This window comes from Polaribacter sp. PL03, assembly GCF_033875165.1.
Lineage (GTDB): Bacteria > Bacteroidota > Bacteroidia > Flavobacteriales > Flavobacteriaceae > Polaribacter.
The window spans coordinates 350,648-368,440 of record NZ_JAWZSV010000003.1 but is presented as its reverse complement, the minus strand read 5'-3'; the positions used below and the strand labels follow the sequence as shown (position 1 = coordinate 368,440).

11 protein-coding genes are annotated in these 17,793 nt (G+C 31.4%); 1 reads left to right on the top strand and 10 read right to left on the bottom strand.

The annotated features are described in order from the left end of the window. Positions 1 to 17: 17 nt before the first annotated feature. The 10 genes from SHK09_RS07640 to SHK09_RS07595 form a co-directional block, all read right to left on the bottom strand. On the bottom strand, positions 18 to 1,298 hold the full coding sequence (locus SHK09_RS07640) for an Ig-like domain-containing protein (RefSeq protein WP_166382890.1): 1,281 nt from the start codon (positions 1,296 to 1,298) through the stop codon (positions 18 to 20). Between the two features lie 5 nt (positions 1,299 to 1,303). Beyond that, the gene (locus SHK09_RS07635; RefSeq protein WP_319810186.1) at positions 1,304 to 3,517 is read right to left on the bottom strand and encodes a beta-agarase; all 2,214 of its coding nucleotides are present in this window, start codon (positions 3,515 to 3,517) and stop codon (positions 1,304 to 1,306) included. 36 nt (positions 3,518 to 3,553) lie between these two features. Further along, positions 3,554 to 4,921 carry a family 43 glycosylhydrolase gene (locus SHK09_RS07630; RefSeq protein ID WP_319810185.1) on the bottom strand — a complete coding sequence of 456 codons (1,368 nt, stop codon included), beginning with the start codon at positions 4,919 to 4,921 and terminating at the stop codon, positions 3,554 to 3,556. Between the two features lie 27 nt (positions 4,922 to 4,948). Continuing rightward, positions 4,949 to 6,583, bottom strand: a complete 1,635-nt coding sequence (locus tag SHK09_RS07625; RefSeq protein WP_319810184.1) for a sugar porter family MFS transporter — start codon at positions 6,581 to 6,583, stop codon at positions 4,949 to 4,951. Further along, the gene (locus SHK09_RS07620) at positions 6,538 to 7,656 is read right to left on the bottom strand and encodes a glycoside hydrolase family 117 protein (protein ID WP_208889874.1); all 1,119 of its coding nucleotides are present in this window, start codon (positions 7,654 to 7,656) and stop codon (positions 6,538 to 6,540) included. Before SHK09_RS07620 ends, SHK09_RS07625 begins: the two co-directional genes overlap by 46 nt. A gap of 15 nt (positions 7,657 to 7,671) precedes the next feature. Continuing rightward, entirely contained in the window at positions 7,672 to 8,718 is a 1,047-nt protein-coding gene (locus SHK09_RS07615; protein WP_319810183.1) for an aldose epimerase family protein, read from the bottom strand. A 22-nt stretch (positions 8,719 to 8,740) separates the two neighbouring features. Beyond that, positions 8,741 to 9,835, bottom strand: a complete 1,095-nt coding sequence (locus SHK09_RS07610) for a mandelate racemase/muconate lactonizing enzyme family protein (protein ID WP_249560541.1) — start codon at positions 9,833 to 9,835, stop codon at positions 8,741 to 8,743. Between the two features lie 69 nt (positions 9,836 to 9,904). Continuing rightward, positions 9,905 to 10,699 (bottom strand): gluconate 5-dehydrogenase, encoded by a 795-nt coding sequence (locus SHK09_RS07605; RefSeq protein WP_166382878.1) that lies wholly within the window; start codon positions 10,697 to 10,699, stop codon positions 9,905 to 9,907. Positions 10,700 to 10,734: 35 nt separating this feature from the next. Further along, complete coding sequence (locus SHK09_RS07600; RefSeq protein ID WP_208889877.1) at positions 10,735 to 11,751, bottom strand: zinc-dependent alcohol dehydrogenase; 1,017 nt, start codon at positions 11,749 to 11,751, stop codon at positions 10,735 to 10,737. Positions 11,752 to 11,957: 206 nt separating this feature from the next. After that, the gene (locus SHK09_RS07595) at positions 11,958 to 13,583 is read right to left on the bottom strand and encodes a tetratricopeptide repeat protein (protein ID WP_319810182.1); all 1,626 of its coding nucleotides are present in this window, start codon (positions 13,581 to 13,583) and stop codon (positions 11,958 to 11,960) included. Between the two features lie 289 nt (positions 13,584 to 13,872). On the opposite strand from SHK09_RS07595, the gene SHK09_RS07590 reads away from it, so the two are divergent. After that, complete coding sequence (locus tag SHK09_RS07590; RefSeq protein ID WP_319810181.1) at positions 13,873 to 17,754, top strand: Ig-like domain-containing protein; 3,882 nt, start codon at positions 13,873 to 13,875, stop codon at positions 17,752 to 17,754. Positions 17,755 to 17,793 lie beyond the last annotated feature (39 nt).

Sequence of the window (17,793 nt, the reverse complement as noted above, 5' to 3'; positions counted from 1 at the left end):
TCTCTATTTTTATATTCTTATTTATCTTCTAATTTCCATGTTCTTACCCAATCAATTCTCATGGTATTAATTGTATCATCACCTAAATCTGATTTAGGAGGAAGACCACCTAGATAGTTTCCTTCATTCGTCCATAAATCAAATATTATTTCTAAATCACGCGTAAATTCACGACCTGCATATGTTTGTCCCCCTCTATCTTCACCTACTACAACACTTCCAGCAGGTTCTCCATTTAAGTAAAATTGAATGTGTTTAGCATCTTTCCACCAAACTCCGAAAGTTTGATATGCTTCATTCCATTTTACTCCTTTTAAAGGATTATTATTTGATAAATTGGTGTTTATAAAATTGTCTTCATCTCTAATTTCCACTGGAGATTTACTTGCATCAGCATGAAAATATTGCGAATTCATTCTTGTTGGAAATTCAGGTTGACAACCATTGCAAGAAGGTTTTGAGTTGTTCTCGATAATATCAATTTCATCTCTGTTATTAATATCACCATTATTTAACCAATATGTATTGTAGGCAGAAATGTGAGAAGATTTTATTCTAGCTTCTGTGTACATAGGATATTGTGTTTCAGCTATAGAATGAATTCTTGCTGTTTGAAACCATCTCCCATCAGGGTTACTTTCATTTAAAGTTGCTTTTAACCACAATTTACCGTCTGTAACTCCTGAGTTTTGTATAGACTGAGACATGTAAACGGGAGCAGGATAATTCCAAGTAGATTTAAACCATTTACTGCTATCCCAAGAATCAAATTCATCAGACATCGATTCAAACTTTACCCATTTTTTATCTGTTGGAGTTGTATCTTCAATAGAAACAAATGAAGGAAGACTTGGATCAATATTACTAAAAGCACTAGCACTTGGTGCAAATTTTGTTACAGTTATTGCAACCGATGCAGAATCTACATCACCATCAACATCTGTTATATTATATGCAAAACTGTCATCTCCAAAATAATCAGCATTAGGGATATATTCAAAAACACCATCACTTACTTCAGTTATAGTACCATTAGTTGGATCAGTTTTTATACTATAATTATCAGTACCTCCACCATCATTTCCTAAATGATCATTTGAAGCTACATTTACTTGATTTGAAGTCCCAGAGCTACTATTTTCATCAACACTTAAAGTGTCATCAACTGCTGATGGTGTATCGTTTATTTCTTGTGGTTCTTCGGGCTCTGTTGAGCTACTTCCGCAAGCAACTATAACTATCGTAGTTATCAATAAAATAATTAAATTTGTTTTTATATATCGTTTTTTTAATCTCATGGTTTTTATTTTTTTGATAATGATTGATTAGAATTCTTGTTTTCTAAATTGTTATTCTTTCTATATTCATACATAGAATAGGTAGTTTCTTTTACTTTTTCTATAAAATCTTCATGAGGATTGTCTGTAATATCAACAAAACCTACATTATAGTTTTCTCCATCAAAACGTCCAGTATTTGGTTCATCTATATATTGAAACCAATGAGCACCAACGATATTTGGGTTTCTTAATGCTCCTTGTATATAACTTTTAAACATTTCTCCTCTTTCTGTTTGGTCTTTTGCAGCTTTAATTCCTACATGTAGACTTCCTCTATCTAAAGCACCAAACTGAAACTCACCAATCATAACTGGTTTATCAACTCCTTTTGGTAACGAAAAATCTGCAATGCTATATTCGTATTTATTAAAGCTCATAATATCTAAATAATGACTCGCAGCTGTTAAAACAACATCATTATTTGCCCAAGCAAATCGGCAACCTAAATAGTTTTGATTTGGAGCAACCGATTTTAACTCTTCATTAATAGTTCTAAAATATGTTTCTGCAATTCTCTTATAAAAATTAACTAAATCTGTTTTTGCGAATTCTCTATTAGGTATTTCTGTAGATGTTAATAAATGTTCCCAAGATTTATAAGACGATTTCCAAGAGATGTTTAAAGCATTAACCATTTTGTATTTCTTTTTTAAATCATTGATGAATTCTATCTTTGCAGGTTGATTTTCTGGACTTTTTAAAGTACCAACAGCCAAAGAACCTAACTGCCCCCAAGACAATTCGTTATCAACAAAAAAACCTAAACACCAAGGATCATTAGCTCCTCCTTTTTGAGATTCTACAGAATTTCTAACAGCTATTCTAAAATTAGGATCAAACACATCATGAAACTTTCCCCAAAAACCTTCTGAACCTTTTATTTTAGGTGTATCTTTTATCCAAATAGAACCAACATATGCTGTTCTTTTTTGTTTTGTTACTCCTATATCAGACATGAAACCTATGGTATTCATCCCCCAATCTTTTATTCTTTTATGAGCAACATCTTGAAATGTTTTTAACCAATCATCACCATATTTTTTATATAAATTATTCTGATAAAAGTTAAACGTTTTATATGGTCTCTTATCTTTATAAAAACCATGGGTTGCATAATCTACTTCTTGATAAAACTGAGCAGAAGAATCGTCTTTTTTTGGTAAATATTCAAAATAATTTTCTCGGTGAGAAACACCTGTAAAAACGGACTTTGAAGCTACACAGTTTAAACCTGCTGTCCAAAACAAATACCCTTCCGGGTCTACCATCCACCATTTTCCATCTACTTTTTCTGTTCTAAAAAAACCAGATCCTTTTAATTTTGGTCCATTTGCCCAACCACCAAAAGTGGATCTTTCAGTTGGTCCTTTACTGTTATTTAAATATGCTAATTCTGCCTTAGCAAATTCTTTAATTTCTTTATCAGAATGAATTTTATTTTTCCAATCTTGATGTTTATATTGTCCATATTTATCTATGAAAGGTAAAAATCCATCAGGGCTTTTTTCTTCATATTTACCAACAGCTCTAACATTATCAATTGTAAAATTATTAGGTTCTGTATTGTATCTAGAACAGAAAGTTAGCTCAGTAACTTTCGTTAAATCTGCTTTAATCTGTCCAGGAACTCCACGTAAACCATTAATCTTTATTTGTGGTTTAAAAATCCAAGGAGTCCAAGCTAAATTAACAGTGATTGTTTTACTTTCTCCTGGTTTTAAATCGATATAATCTGAACAATACCATCTTAACAATCCATCAGGATCATTACCAACAAAAAGTTCTACTTGCATTTTTTCATCACCCACATTAGAAACATCTGCTTTTACTTGATAGTAAGAGGACAAATTCCAAGGTTTTCCGTTAGGGCTCATTAATTTTACGCCCGTTTCTCTTAATGTATTTCCGTTGTTAACTTGTAAATAATTATTTTTTTCTGATGAAATAATTTCGAAAGTTGCATCTTGAGGTTTTACTAATTGAGTTTGAGTTTCATTCTCAAAGTCAAATAAAACCATACCATCTTCATTTGTAGAATCATTTTGTGAAATATTACTTTTAGAAGAATTACAACTCATGAAGTTAAAGTTTATAATCAACCCAATTACTATAATCAGTTGCCATTTATTCTTTTGAAGAATATCCATTGAAGTTTTTATTTTAGTTAATTTCTTCATTTTTTATCGTTTTTATTAGAGCAGTTCTTTTATTTTTTAAAATACAGAAATATTTTTAATTTCCCATGTGCCACTATCTGCATTACAAGCAGGTTGCACTGCCATTTGCATTAACCTAGCATTAACTTCTTTAAAATCTAAAAGGTTAATAATGTATGTTACATATTCTGTACTATTTGACTTTATTGGGATTGTAATCCATTCTTGTTTTTCCCAATCAATTGATTTTGTACCTGAAGTCCAAAAACTGGCATCTTCATTTCTAGAATAGATAGCTACTTTCATTTCGGTTGCAGCACTATTATTTTTGATTGTATAAGAAATTTTATTACAAACTCTCGTATCTGTATATAACCAAGGCGCACTTTCTATAATTGCTTTTTTGCCTGATAAATTACCAGTAAGTATTCCTTTTTCTATTAAATTTACTGTTGTACCTTGTAATGATTTCCAACCCATTGTACTGTTTTCAAACTTCCAGTTTCTTCCAGGACCGGGATACATTCTATCATCCTTAGGGATAATTACAGTTCCATCTTCATTAAAGAACACAGGTTTTAGACTTGCTCCGCGATAAAAAGCACTGATGTCATGATTTTCTTGTAACACATACCATTGCTGGTCTTTCCATTGAAAAAAACTTGTATGCCCCCCTGCTAAGAAAGCTCCTTTAAAATTGTATGGACCATATAATTTTTTAGCCATTGCATATTTGTTCCCATAAACTAAATAATACCAATCTCCTCTTTTAAATAACGTTGGTTTATCATCTGTAGAAATTTCTTTTCCTGTTGCATCAATAACAGAAATAGAAGTTGGTTTACTTTCTAAAGACTTCATATTTTTAGATAATGTGGCCATGTAATAGGTGTTCACTCCAAAACAAATAGTGTAGACATCGTTTTCTATATATATTTCTGGGTCATATGGATTGACAGGTACAATTCCTTTTGGTAATAAAGGTTTTCCTAATAAATCTTTGTATTCTCCATCTATTTTATCTGATACCATAACACCAGTATCTATATTTCGATTTGAAAAAAACCAATAATATTTTCCATCTCGTTCACAAATATCACCTGCCCAACAATTTGGTTGATCACCAATATAAGTTTGAGTAGGTAGAATACTTTTATGGAAATTCCAATTTATTAAATCTGCGGATGACCAAATTTCCCATCTATCCATTGGAAAAGCACTTTTTGCATCCCAGGATTTATCATGACCAGCAATTATAAAAACGGTATCATTTTTAACCCAAGCATGAGGATCTGCCATACCATGTTCTGGTACAATTATATCTACTTTTAAAGCATTTGGATTAACGCCTACAAATAGTTGCTTTTCTTGTTTACAAGAAAGCAATATTATAACACAAATAAGTAAAGTTGATATATTTTTCATTTTATTAATCTTTAGCTAAATACATAATTATTTAACTAACATTTCTTCTAATTCTTCCAAAGATTTTCCTTTAGTTTCAGGTACTTTTAACCAAATAAAGACGAAACCTATCACTGCAAATATTCCGAAAAGTAAAAATGTACCTGCATTACCCAGCGACGCTAATTCCCAAGGAAATAACAATTGAACTAAAAAGCCAACACCAAGATTTATAAACCCAACAAATGCAATAGCAATACCTCTAATCTTAGTTGGAAATAACTCTGAAAATAGCACCCACATTACTGGACCTATAGACATTGCAAATGCCCCAACGAATCCTATAATTCCGATAAGAATTAAAAGCGTATTCATTTTGGCAGAAGCTGTAACAAGGGTAGACTCATGTATTCTTGCACTTTCTTCACCTAAAGTTGAAACTATTGCAGCTTTAAAGTCAAGATCGTTTTCAAATACTTTATCTTGAAGTTGCACAATTTGGTCATGATTAATTTCTTTTGGAAGATTTGCTATTGCTTCTTGTGAAAGCGTATAAGTAGCATCATTAAATCCATAACTTAATAAAAATAAACAAATAGAGATCCCTGCCATTCCAATAATTAACAAAGGTTTTCTTCCAAATTTATCAATAACTAGCATCGCTACTATTGTAAAACCTAGGTTGGTTACACCTACCAAAGCAGCCTGAATAAATGAAGCGTTTGTTCCAATACCCGTTTGTTCAAAAATCATTGGGGCATAAAACAAAACAGCATTAATACCAACTATTTGTTGAAAAACTCCAACAATTATTCCTATGATAATTACTTTACGCATTGATTTTTTAAACAAATCACTAACCTTAGATTTTGCTTTATTCTTATCTTCATGGATATTTTGTTCTACTGCATTCATTTGTAAAACTGCTTCTTCGTCAGAAACCACCTTTTTCATGATTGTTAAAGCCTCTTCTTTCTCATTTTGAGTCATTAACCACCTTGGACTTTTTGGTACCAAATTTAACCCTAAGTAATAAAAAATTGCAGGAACAGCTTCTAAACCTAACATCCATCTCCAATTCCATTTATCAAAACCTAACGTTTTAGTCCATTCTGCATCAGAGTTACCCCATTTAAGAATTAAATAGTTTGTAAAAAATGCGATAGAAATACCCAATACAATGTTTAGTTGATTGAAAGAAACTAATTGACCTCTTTTTTCTGGAGGCGCAACTTCAGCAATATACATTGGTGCTATAATTAATGCTGCACCAACAGCAAAACCACCAATCATTCTAAAAATAATTAACCAAAAGAAATTCCCTGCTAAGGCAGAACCCACAGCAGAAATTGTAAATAATATGGCTGCAAATTTTAAAATTCTTCTTCGTCCATGTTTATCACTCATTGGGCCAGCAATTAGCATTCCAACTGCTGCTGTTAAAGTAATTGAACTTACTGCCCAACCTAATTGTAGTTTTGTTAGATTGAATTCTGGTTCAATAAATTTTACGACTCCAGAAATTACTGAAGCATCAAAACCTAATAAAAACCCACCCAAAGCAACAATAGCTGCAATTTTTATTACAAAGAATTTTTTAGTTGACATATTTTTAGTTTTAGTTAATTCGTTTTTTACTATGTTATTTTTTCTCCTTTTGCAGTATGATGTGTCATTTCCCAAGTTGTAAACCTTTGGATATATTGATAATCATCATTCATATATTTATGTGTTAAACCCCAACGTAAAATATGAGTAGGATGAACTTCTTGATTTACAGATCTGTTTAAACCTATTGCATGAGGAGCTCCTTTTATAACACTTTTAATTTCAAAATTAATGCCATCTGGAGACCATTGAACTGTGTTTTTTTCTGGTCCATCTGTAGTAATTAAAGATGCAATTCCGTCATTATATTTCCAAACACAAATTTCATGTCCGCTATTTGAAATAGGATTGTATTCCGATTTCACATAAGGTCCTTTTGGGTTATCAGCAATAGCAACTCCATGTCTTATTTGTCTTCCTCCAAATGTGATAGCTTCACCCATTTGTTCTCCTTTGTAATACAAATAGAATTTACCTTTAAAAGGTATAATACAAGGGTCATGTACTTTATGACTATCAAAATCTCCTTTTTTCTCTACTGCAAATCTATTTTGAGTTTCACCTTTCCAAACACCATTATCAGCAGGTTTTAAGATTGGTTCCTCACTTTTTTGCCAAGGACCATAAGGTTTATTTGACCAAGCCAAACCAACTTCATTTTTTATACGAACTGTATAATCTCCTGTTATAGTTTGATATGATAAATAAAACATACCTTCATGCTCCATAACTTCTGGTGTAAAAACAGAACGATTATCATAAGTTCCAGATTCACCTCTTTCTACAGCTAAACCTTCTTCTTTCCAGGTAATACCATCATAAGAAGTTGCGTACCAAATATCACATCTATCCCAAGGAAAAACTTTGTCTTCAGCAATGTTCCCTCCAAATCCTTGAGTTGGCCCAATACTTCTGCTGTACCAAACAAAATATTTTCCTTCAAACTTTATAATAGCGCTAGGATCTCTTCTTACCACTCCTTCTTCATAAGCTAAATCACCTTTCAAATCTTCAATCTGATAATCAAAAAACCAATCTTTACCCAAATCTGTTGGCCATTTTAAAGCTCTTTTACTTGCTGCGCTTAACTTACCTTTATTAGTAATTCCTAAGAAATCTTGCTGCTCGTCTGTTATTTCGATACTCATATTTAAATTTTATTCTTAATATTTAAACTTATAAACAGTTGCACTTTTATATTCTTCTCCTTTTTTTGTTATCGATTTTGGTGAATTTTTAATATTTGGACCATTTGGATATCTCTGTGTTTCAAAACAAAAACCGCTATATTTTCCAAATTTCTGACCATTTTCTCTTTCTAATTTGTCTGAAGTATACGTTCCTGTATAAAATAGTACACCAGGTTCTGTTGTTGATATTTCTAACGATCTACCACTTTCTTCACATAAAAATTTAGCTACTTTTTTTAATTGAAAATCACTCTTATTAAAAATGTAATAATGAGCAAACCCATCATTCATTTTTTTATGTATTTCCTTAATTTTTTTAGGGCTTCTTAAATCATCAACTTCATTATCTAGGTGTACAATTTTATCTAGAGCTGAACCTGTTTCATCCATTGCTAACTTTTTGTTTGCCAAAATTGTAGCCTCATGATTTTCTATTGATTTATTAAAACCTGATAAATTAAAATATGTATGATTCGTTATTGCTAAGGGAGTATCTTCATCAGGAACTGCATTATATTCTATACAAAGTTCATTTGCATTTGTTAAAGTAAAAACCACTTTAATAATTACATTACCTGGAAATCCTTCTTCAAGATTTGCACTAACTAAAGACATCTCAACACCTGCTTCATTATTATTGTCTACAATTTTAGCATCCCATATTTTTTTATCAAAACCTTCAACACCTCCATGTAAATTATTGTTACCACAATTAGTCGCCAATTGATAAGTTAATCCGTTTAGATTAAATTTAGAATCTTTAATTTGTGCACAATATCTTCCAACAGTACTTCCAAAATATGGAGCGTTTGTTTTATATTCCTCTAAAAAATAACTCTCAAAGTTGTTAAAACCACAAACAATATCTTCTAGCTTACCAGACTTATCTGGGGTAATTATAGAAGTAATTGTAGCTCCGTAATTGGTTATTTTAACTTCAACACCATTAGCGTTTTTTAAACAAAATAGATTTACCTCTTGCTCTTTAAAAGTTCCAAATATTGATACTGTAGTACTCATTAATATATTTTATTTAATGCTATTAATTTTGCTTATAAGGAGCTAGTTTGTCCCAATTAAATTCTACTCCAACCCCTGGTGTATTAGGTGCTACAGCTCTATAATTCTCTACCACTAAAGGTCTCATTGTATATTCATCAATAGGAAAACTATGTACTTCTAACCAACCTGCATTGGACTGAGAAGAAACTAAACTTACGTGCAATTCTTGCATTCCATGAGAACAAGCAGGTATGTTATTTTTGTCTGCTAATTTTGCTGCAGCTAACCAACCTGTAACACCTCCACAATTGGATGCGTCTGGTTGTACAAATGCTAGTTTAGATTGCTCTATAGCATATTCAAATTCATGAATAGTATGTAAGTTTTCTCCCATTGCTAAAGGAAAACCTGTTGCATTAACGATCTCTGCATATCCTTTGTAGTTATCAGGAATTGTAGGCTCCTCAAACCAAGTAATATTATATTTTTTAAAACCTTCAATTGCTTTAATTGCTTTTTCTACACTCATAGAATAATTAGCATCTACCATAAAAGTAACATCTGGACCAATAAATTCTCTTACTGCTTTTATACGATCTAAATCTTCTTGTAAATTTTCTCTACCAATTTTAATTTTTACTGCATTAAAACCATTTGCTAAATAAGTTTTCATGTTTCCTAGTAATTTCTCTAATGGAAACATTAAATCAATTCCACCACAATATGCTTTACAAGTATTATTTGTTCCACCTGCAACTTTCCATAAAGGTTGATTAAGTTTTTTACAACGGATATCCCACAAAGCAATATCTATTGCAGAAATTGCGAAAGAAGCAATTCCGCCACGACCTACATAATGAATGTGCCATTCTAAAAAATCGTAAATACTTTCAATATCATCACCATCTTTACCAATTAGCGCTTCTGTAAAATCGTATTCTACCATTGCTTTTATAGCACGACCACCTTTACCTCCAGTATATGTATAACCAGTTCCTTCACTACCATCTTCTAAAGTAACTGTAACGGTTACTAATTCAAAATGAAAATGGTCTCCATGTTTAGCATCAGAAAGTACTTCTGCTAAAGGAACTTTAAATAATTTGGTTTCTATCTTTGCTATTTTTGTACTCATTACATTGTTTTATGGAATAAAAAATAAACGGGTTTTTACAGCATTTATAAAAACCCGTTTTATTAAATATTAAATTTCATTCTCTCCTTTTACATAACCAAAGTTTGCAAGGATTCCTCCATCAACATATAAAACTTGTCCATTAACAAAATCTGCTGCTTTAGAAGCTAAGAATAATGAAGCATTACCTACATCTTCTGGTTCTCCCCATCTGTTTGCAGGTGTACGTGTCATTACCAAATCGTTAAATGGGTGACCGTCAATACGAATCGGTTCAGTTTGAGCAGTTGCTATATAACCAGGCCCAATTCCGTTTATTTGAACGCCATATTTTGCCCATTCACAACACATATTAGCAGTCAATAATTTTAAACCACCTTTTGCTGCTGCATATGCTGATACATTTTGACGACCATAAACGCTCATCATAGAACACATGTTTATAATTTTACCTTCTCTACGCTCAATCATTCCTGGAGCAACACGCTTCGCCATAATTAATGGCGCAACTAAATCTACATTAAGTACTTGCTCAAAATCAGAAATTGGCATATCTAAAATTGGAATACGCTTGATAATCCCTGCATTATTAACAAGAATATCTATAGGACCTACTTCTGCTTCAATTTGACTAATTCCTTTATCTACACCTTCTTCACTACAAACATTGAAGTTAATTGTAAAAACATCAATACCTTCTTTAGCGTATTCTGCTTTACAAGATTCTAGTTTTTCATCATCAATATCGTTAACACACAGTTTAGCACCTGCTTTAGCCAAAGCTTTCCCACAAGCCATTCCAATTCCGTGAGTTCCTCCCGTTACAAGAGCGACTTTACCTGATAAATTAAATAATTCTTTCATTATATGTTTTCTTTTGTTTTTATTATTTCTTAAGGTTATAAACTACAATCCATTAGTACTTTCATTCCGTCAGGATTATTGTCTATGTTTTCAAAAACTTGTTGAATGTTACTTAAAGGCTGCACATCAGTAATCATATCGATGAAAGGCAACTCATTTGCAGTGATTAATTGGATCGATTTTTCATAATCTTCTTTTTCATAAACTCTTGCTCCAATTAATTTTAATTCTTTCCAGAAAAATTTAAATAAATCAATCGGTTTTTTCTCACCATGAATTGCAACCATCAAGATTCTTCCTCTAATACCTGCAACTTCAGTCATTACATCTAATGCGGGTTGAACTCCTGCAACTTCAAAAACAACATCTGCTAAACGTCCGTCAGTTTTTTCTCTTACATATTCCACTAAATCAATATCTATTGGACTTACAGCATCAAAACCTAATTCTTTTGCTTTGGCAATACGTTTTGGGTTTACTTCAGAAATAATTACGTTTGCTCCAACTTCTTTGGCAACCATAGCTACTAATAATCCTATTGGACCACCACCTAAAACAACTGCAGTTTCTCCTTTTACTAATCCGCTTAAGCGAACATCATGAGTAGCTACCGATAAAGGTTCTATTAATGCTGCTAATTTTAAATCGGTAGTATCTTTTAACTTGTGAAGTGTAAATGCAGGAACATTCCAATATTGTTGCATTGCTCCTGGGCTATCAATTCCAATAAATTTTAATTCCTCACAGATGTGATTAAAACCTTTGTCTGATGCTTTTACTTTTCTGTCATCTAACGGACGAACAACTACTTTTTCTCCAACTGAAAAACCACTTACACCTTCTCCCACTGCATCTATAACTCCAGACATTTCATGTCCAATAGTTTCTGGTGTATTTACACGTTTATCCATCATTCCATGATAGATATGTACATCTGTACCACAAACACCAACATAAGCTACTTTAATTCTTACTTCACCTTGTTCTGGAGCTGCGATTTCCTTGTCTATAACACTAAAGGTTTTATTACCTTCATATTGTGTTGCTTTCATCTTATTGAATTTTAAATTATTATCTTTTGTTAAGAGAATAATCTTCTTTAAAATGAATTTGATTTTTACAAATACGAATTCAACCCAAGAAAATTATTCTTAGGTTAAAAGTATATGAAACAGTTTGGAAATAAATGAAAAGAGACTTGACAAAAACTTTACTAAATGTAATTGTCAAGTTGTTCAGTTTGGTAAAAGCCTATATTCTATAGAGAATTAATGTATTCTTCTAAATTAACATTTCTTTCTAAGTTCATTTTTTTACGTATTCTATGTCTTACTGTATGCACTGATTCTACAGAAATACCTAGTAATCTTGCCATATCTTTACTAGAGAAGTTTAATTTAATTAAAGCGCAAATTTTTTGATCTCCTTGACTTAATTTAGGGAATTTAGCAAAAATAATATCATAGAATTCTTTATTTACATCTATAAAACGCATCTTAAAATCATCCCAATTTTTATTATTATTGACAGAGACAGACCTTAAAACTTTATTTATTTCATGAATCTTTACTTTATCTCCACCTTCCCTTACTCTAGTTTTCAATTCTTTTAAGAACTCATCTTTCTCTATCAATTGTAATGCAGAAGTAGCTAGTTCTTTATTTTTTAAGGCGAGAAGTTCTTTTGTTTTTTCTATTTCTAATTCTTTTGTTTTTCTTATTAATTCTTTTTCTGCATGATGTTTTGCTCTTAAATGTTTAAAAAAGAAGAAACCTAATACAAGTAAGAATATTAAAGAACCGATAAGAATAATTCTTTGCAGCTTAATGATTTGATCCTCTTGCTCTAACTGCTTAAGATACTGTTCTTTAATTATTTTTTCTTGTCTTTCTTTCTCTAACCTGTAATCATCTTTTATTTCTAATAAAGACTGATTTTCCTTACTTCTACTATCAAAAAAAATACGATCTAGCTCTTTAGCTTTTTTTAAGTTTTTAAAAGCTTTTTGATAATTATTTTTTAATAAATATACGTCGGATAATTTCTCATATACTAAAGGTGTAAAATCTATATGACTTTTATATTCTTCTGAAACCTTTAATGCTTTTAAATAGTATTTTTCGCTTTTATCAACGTCACCTAAACCCTTATAAGCATCTCCCCAATACTTATAAACAAGCACCATATAAGATGGTGTATTCGTATTAAACCAAGGGTAGATGTCTTCCATTATCTTAAGAGCTTCTTTTTCTTTGTGCTCTTTAGTAAGCAGAATTGCTTTTTCAAAATCTAAATAAGATTTTGGTGTCAAAGATTCTTTTGCTCTATAATAGAGATAACTTGAGTCTAAATATTTTTTTGCTAAATCTGGCTTATTCAACTCTCTGTAGGTAGCTGCAATAGAATAATAATATGAAGCTAACCTTGCTTTGTTTTTAAGACCACGAGAATCTAACATTTTTTTCTGTAGCCCTAATGCCTTTGTTAAAAACTCAATTGCTTTATCTTCTCTTTTATAATAACTATAAACCCTTCCTAACCGATGATAAATAACAGATTTTACTCCATTATTTTCAATATTATCCATTAACAATAATGCTTTCCAAAGTACATCATATGACTTGGCATATTTAGCACTCGTTTCAAAAACAAAACCTTCTTGAAATAATGCTTGTATAGCATTTAAGGTATCTTTAGATTGTAAATAAAGCGAGTAACTTTTCTCGAACAAAACAACAGAACTATCTGGATTAGAGTTCTTTAAGCTAAATGCTTTATTATATATTTTCTTAGCTATTTTTGATTCCTCTTGCGCATAAAAATCAATAGGTTTTAATAAAACAACAATACTAATTAATAGAAGAAAAAGAGGTTTTAAATTCATAAAATCAATGTAAAATGTAAAAAAGGTTTAGTCAAAAATTACTTTTATCAAGCTAAAGGTAACTTATTGTTTTAAAAAAACAATAAGTTATTACTGACTTTTTAATTTTTGTTGAAAAATGAAATAAAACTAAGTACAACACATAATGCTCAGTATGATTGTCAAGTTTTTGTCAAGTTTTTGTCAAGCTTATTATTAATCTGATTTAAAGTACACTAAGTTATTGTCAAGTTCACAACCGTAAAGATATTTCAATAAAAAAGTATTTTGCCGCATCAAAAAACTTTTTATGAAAAAATTACTACTTATAATTATTGTTGCATTTACATCAAGTCTAATCGCACAAACATCAATTTCAGATTTTGAAACTGATGATATTAATAATCCTAAACCAGATTGTGACGCTGCAGCAGAATGGCTTACAGACCCAAACGTACCTTTAATTTCTTTAGTCGTTAATCCTAAAAACACTGGCATTAATACAACAATGAACTCTGTTAAGTATACAGAAACTGCTAGTTCAAATAAAAACAACTCATTACAGCTTGCTTTTAATGGAAATACCACAAAAACAGGGTTTGCTTTATCTGCAAATAAGTTTTTTAAATTCATGGTATATTCTCAAAATCAAACAGATTTTGATATCACTTTACATTTAGGAAATGGAAATGTAAATCATTTTGAAATTACTAAAAGTTTTTCAACAACATTAAATACTTGGACAGAAGTAGAGTTTGATTTCTCTGGTAATGATACAGACGCAGTAATAAATAATGATGGAGGATGGATATCTAATATAAGAATTCATTTTAACGAAGGTACAGTTGGTGCTCACGATGTTTATTTTGTAGATGAAATAGCAATGACTCCAACATCAACAGTAACTCCTGTTGTTGCAGATATTTTAACAGTTCCTGCAACTTTGCAAACATTAACTCCTATCACAACAAATTATATAGTTTCTGGTAGCTTATATAAAAGATTAGACGTTCAATTAACCTCAGCTACTAGTTATGCAAATTTCTCTTTATATGCAGATGGTAAAATTATTGCTGATAATATAGATGTTTCAGGATCTGGCACTTTTTCTTTAAATAGTATTGTAAAATTTTCTGTAACAGGTGCAACAGAATTAAAGTTAGCAGCTACAGGAAGTGATTTAATAATAGATAGTTTTAGTTTAACAGATGTTTCTAATGTAGTAATTCCTGAATATTCAGATGAAACTGCTGCTGCAGGAATTATAGATGAACCAAGTTTAAAATACGCAGGTCCAACAATTGCAGATATGGATAATGATGGTGATTATGATTTAATCTTAAATAACCATAATGATTCACCAAGTAAATTGTATTGGAATGATGGTGACGGAACATTTACAAAAAACGCTACAGATTTATCTCTTTGGACATTAATGGATTTACATGGTTCTGCAGCTGCAGACTACGATAATGATGGAGACTTAGATTTACTGATCACCTTAGGTGGTGGAAATGGATCCGCTCCTACCCCTCCTGTGTTCTACAAAAACAATAATGGTACTTTAGAAAGAAGTGATGCAGCTGTAGGAATTACAAAAGGAGCAAGAGGTCGTTCTCCTAGATGGGCAGATTTAGATTCTGATGGAGACTTAGATTTAGTACTTATAAATGCTGAAGGAATAAATGGGGATAATGGGGAACAACACATTTTCTATAGAAACAAAGGCGATGGAACTTTTGAAACTATAAATGTTGCAGGTGTTGAAGATGCAAATGGAGAAAGAATTTTATTGACAGATTTAGATAATGATCATATAGATGATATTGTAATTTTCTCTCCACTATCAATTTGGAAAGGAAATGGAGATTTCACATTTACGGATGTTTCTACAGCATGGTTACCAGCCGATTTAGTTGGTAGTTATTCTATTACATCTATGACAGATATTGACATCGATAATGATGGAGATTTAGATTTATATTTAGCGAAAGGGCAAGGCTATTTTGGAATTGCAGATAATAATGCTACCGACTTTTTACCACAAATAAAAAGGTTAGATATGAGAGTATCTGGTAGCCAAGGAACTTTACCTTTTGAATTGAAAGCAGACAACTCAATTACACTTTCTGGTTTCGAATTTGTAACGAGAAATGCTTATGCGGACGGTTATCCTGTGTTTCTAGGAAGCGCAAAGCAAGAAAACACCATAGCGGATAAAACAACTACTTTAGAAATAACACAAGCTGCTGCAGATGGTTGGCCAACTGCAAGAACGGAAAACGGTTTCTACATTGGTCATACAGGAAATGGTGTTTGGAAAATGGAATTTGTTCGTAATGCAGATATATTTTGGTCTATTCATGCTAGAATTGATGATGTAACAGAATTTACACCAACTGGTTGGATACCAAACAACAGAAACTACCAAGATGTACTATTAATGAATAACAATCAGACTTATACCAATGTTTCTGATGCTTGGAATATCCCTAAGGGAGGAAATCATTGGGGTGTAACTAAAGGAGATTTTAATAATGATAGTTTTGAAGACTTATATGTGTATCGTTTTGGGTATTTAACAAATAGAGTTTCAGATTACATGTTACTAAATACAGGACAAGGTAAATTTGAAATTACAACTTCTCATACTGCAAATAACAGAGGTGCTTCTAGTCATGGAGATATGGGGCAAGCTTTTGATTATAATCAAGATGGAAAGTTAGACATTCTAAATGGTGATGATGAATATGGTCTTTGGCATATGTATAAAAATAATATGTCTAATAGCAACAATTATGTAACTGTAAATGTTGGTTATGCTCCAAATTCTAATGTAGATCCATTAGGTGCAGAAATTACGGTAACTACAGATAATAAAACATTTAAAAGAAGAGTTGGTTCTGCTGGTGAAGCACATTCGCAAAGTTTATTAAACATTGCGCATTTTGGCTTAGGACAAGAAAATCATATTGTTAAAGTAGAAGTAAGATGGAGAGATGGTGAAATGTTAACCATTCTTGATGAAGGCGTTAATAAAATAATAGATACTAATACTGTAGATCCAACAGATATTACAATAACACCTAACCCATTAGAAGTAAGAGTTGGTGAAGATGAAGGTTTATCATTAGCTTTCTTACCAGTAAATGCAAGTCAAGATGTTACTTGGTCTTCTAGTGATGAAACAATTGCAACTGTAGATAATGAAGGTAATGTAACAGGAGTACTGGAAGGTACAGTTACAATTACGGCAACTTCTATTCCTGCAAATACCATTTCTGGTTCTGCTACTATAAATGTAGTTGCTTGGTATGGAATTAATATTGCATCTATAACAATAACTCCAGAAACTGCGGATATAGTTGGTGGACAAAAAATAACACTTACATCAGAAATTACTCCAGCAAATGCAGACGATTTAACAATAACTTGGTCTAGTTCTGATGACGCAGTTGCAACTGTAAATTCAAACGGACAGGTTACCGGTGTTATAAGTGGTACCGTTACAATAACAGCAACTACAACAGATGGCAACAAAACCGATACCTCGGAAATTACAGTTACAGAAAGCGTAACTGCTTCTTTAACTTTTGATGATGCATCCAAATACACAACAACTGCATTTAGTACTGGAGGTGATTTAGTGATAACCACAAATTACCATGCAGGCTCTGGCCATAAAGTTATTGCTAAAGAATATGGTGGAATTAAATATTGGTTAAGACACCTAAATGCTGGTTGGGTTCCTCAAAATGATTATTTAGTAGTAGATGCTTCTGCATTAGATACTGAATCAGGAACCTCTACAGCAACTATTTCTTTAGAAAACGCAATACCAACTGCAGATTTACCAAGTGGAGATTTCTATTGGTTATGGATAACTTTTTATTCAAGTGATGGAGACAAACATATAACCCTGCAAGCACTTAATATAAATATTGTAGAAGGCTCTTTAAATGTTATTGATATTAACAAAAATGGCTTGCTTTTATATCCAAACCCTGCAAACACCCATTTATTTGTGAATCCTGATTTAAGTAATACTTTTTTTAAAATAATTGATATTCAAGGAAGAAAAGTTTTAAAATTAAAATCAGACAATTCTGGTAGAATTGATATTAATAATCTTGCTCCAGGAATATACTACTTAAAAAACAATAACAAAACAGGAAAATTTATAAAAAAATAATCAGATTTCTAGAAATCTGTTTTATAATTAACTAAAATC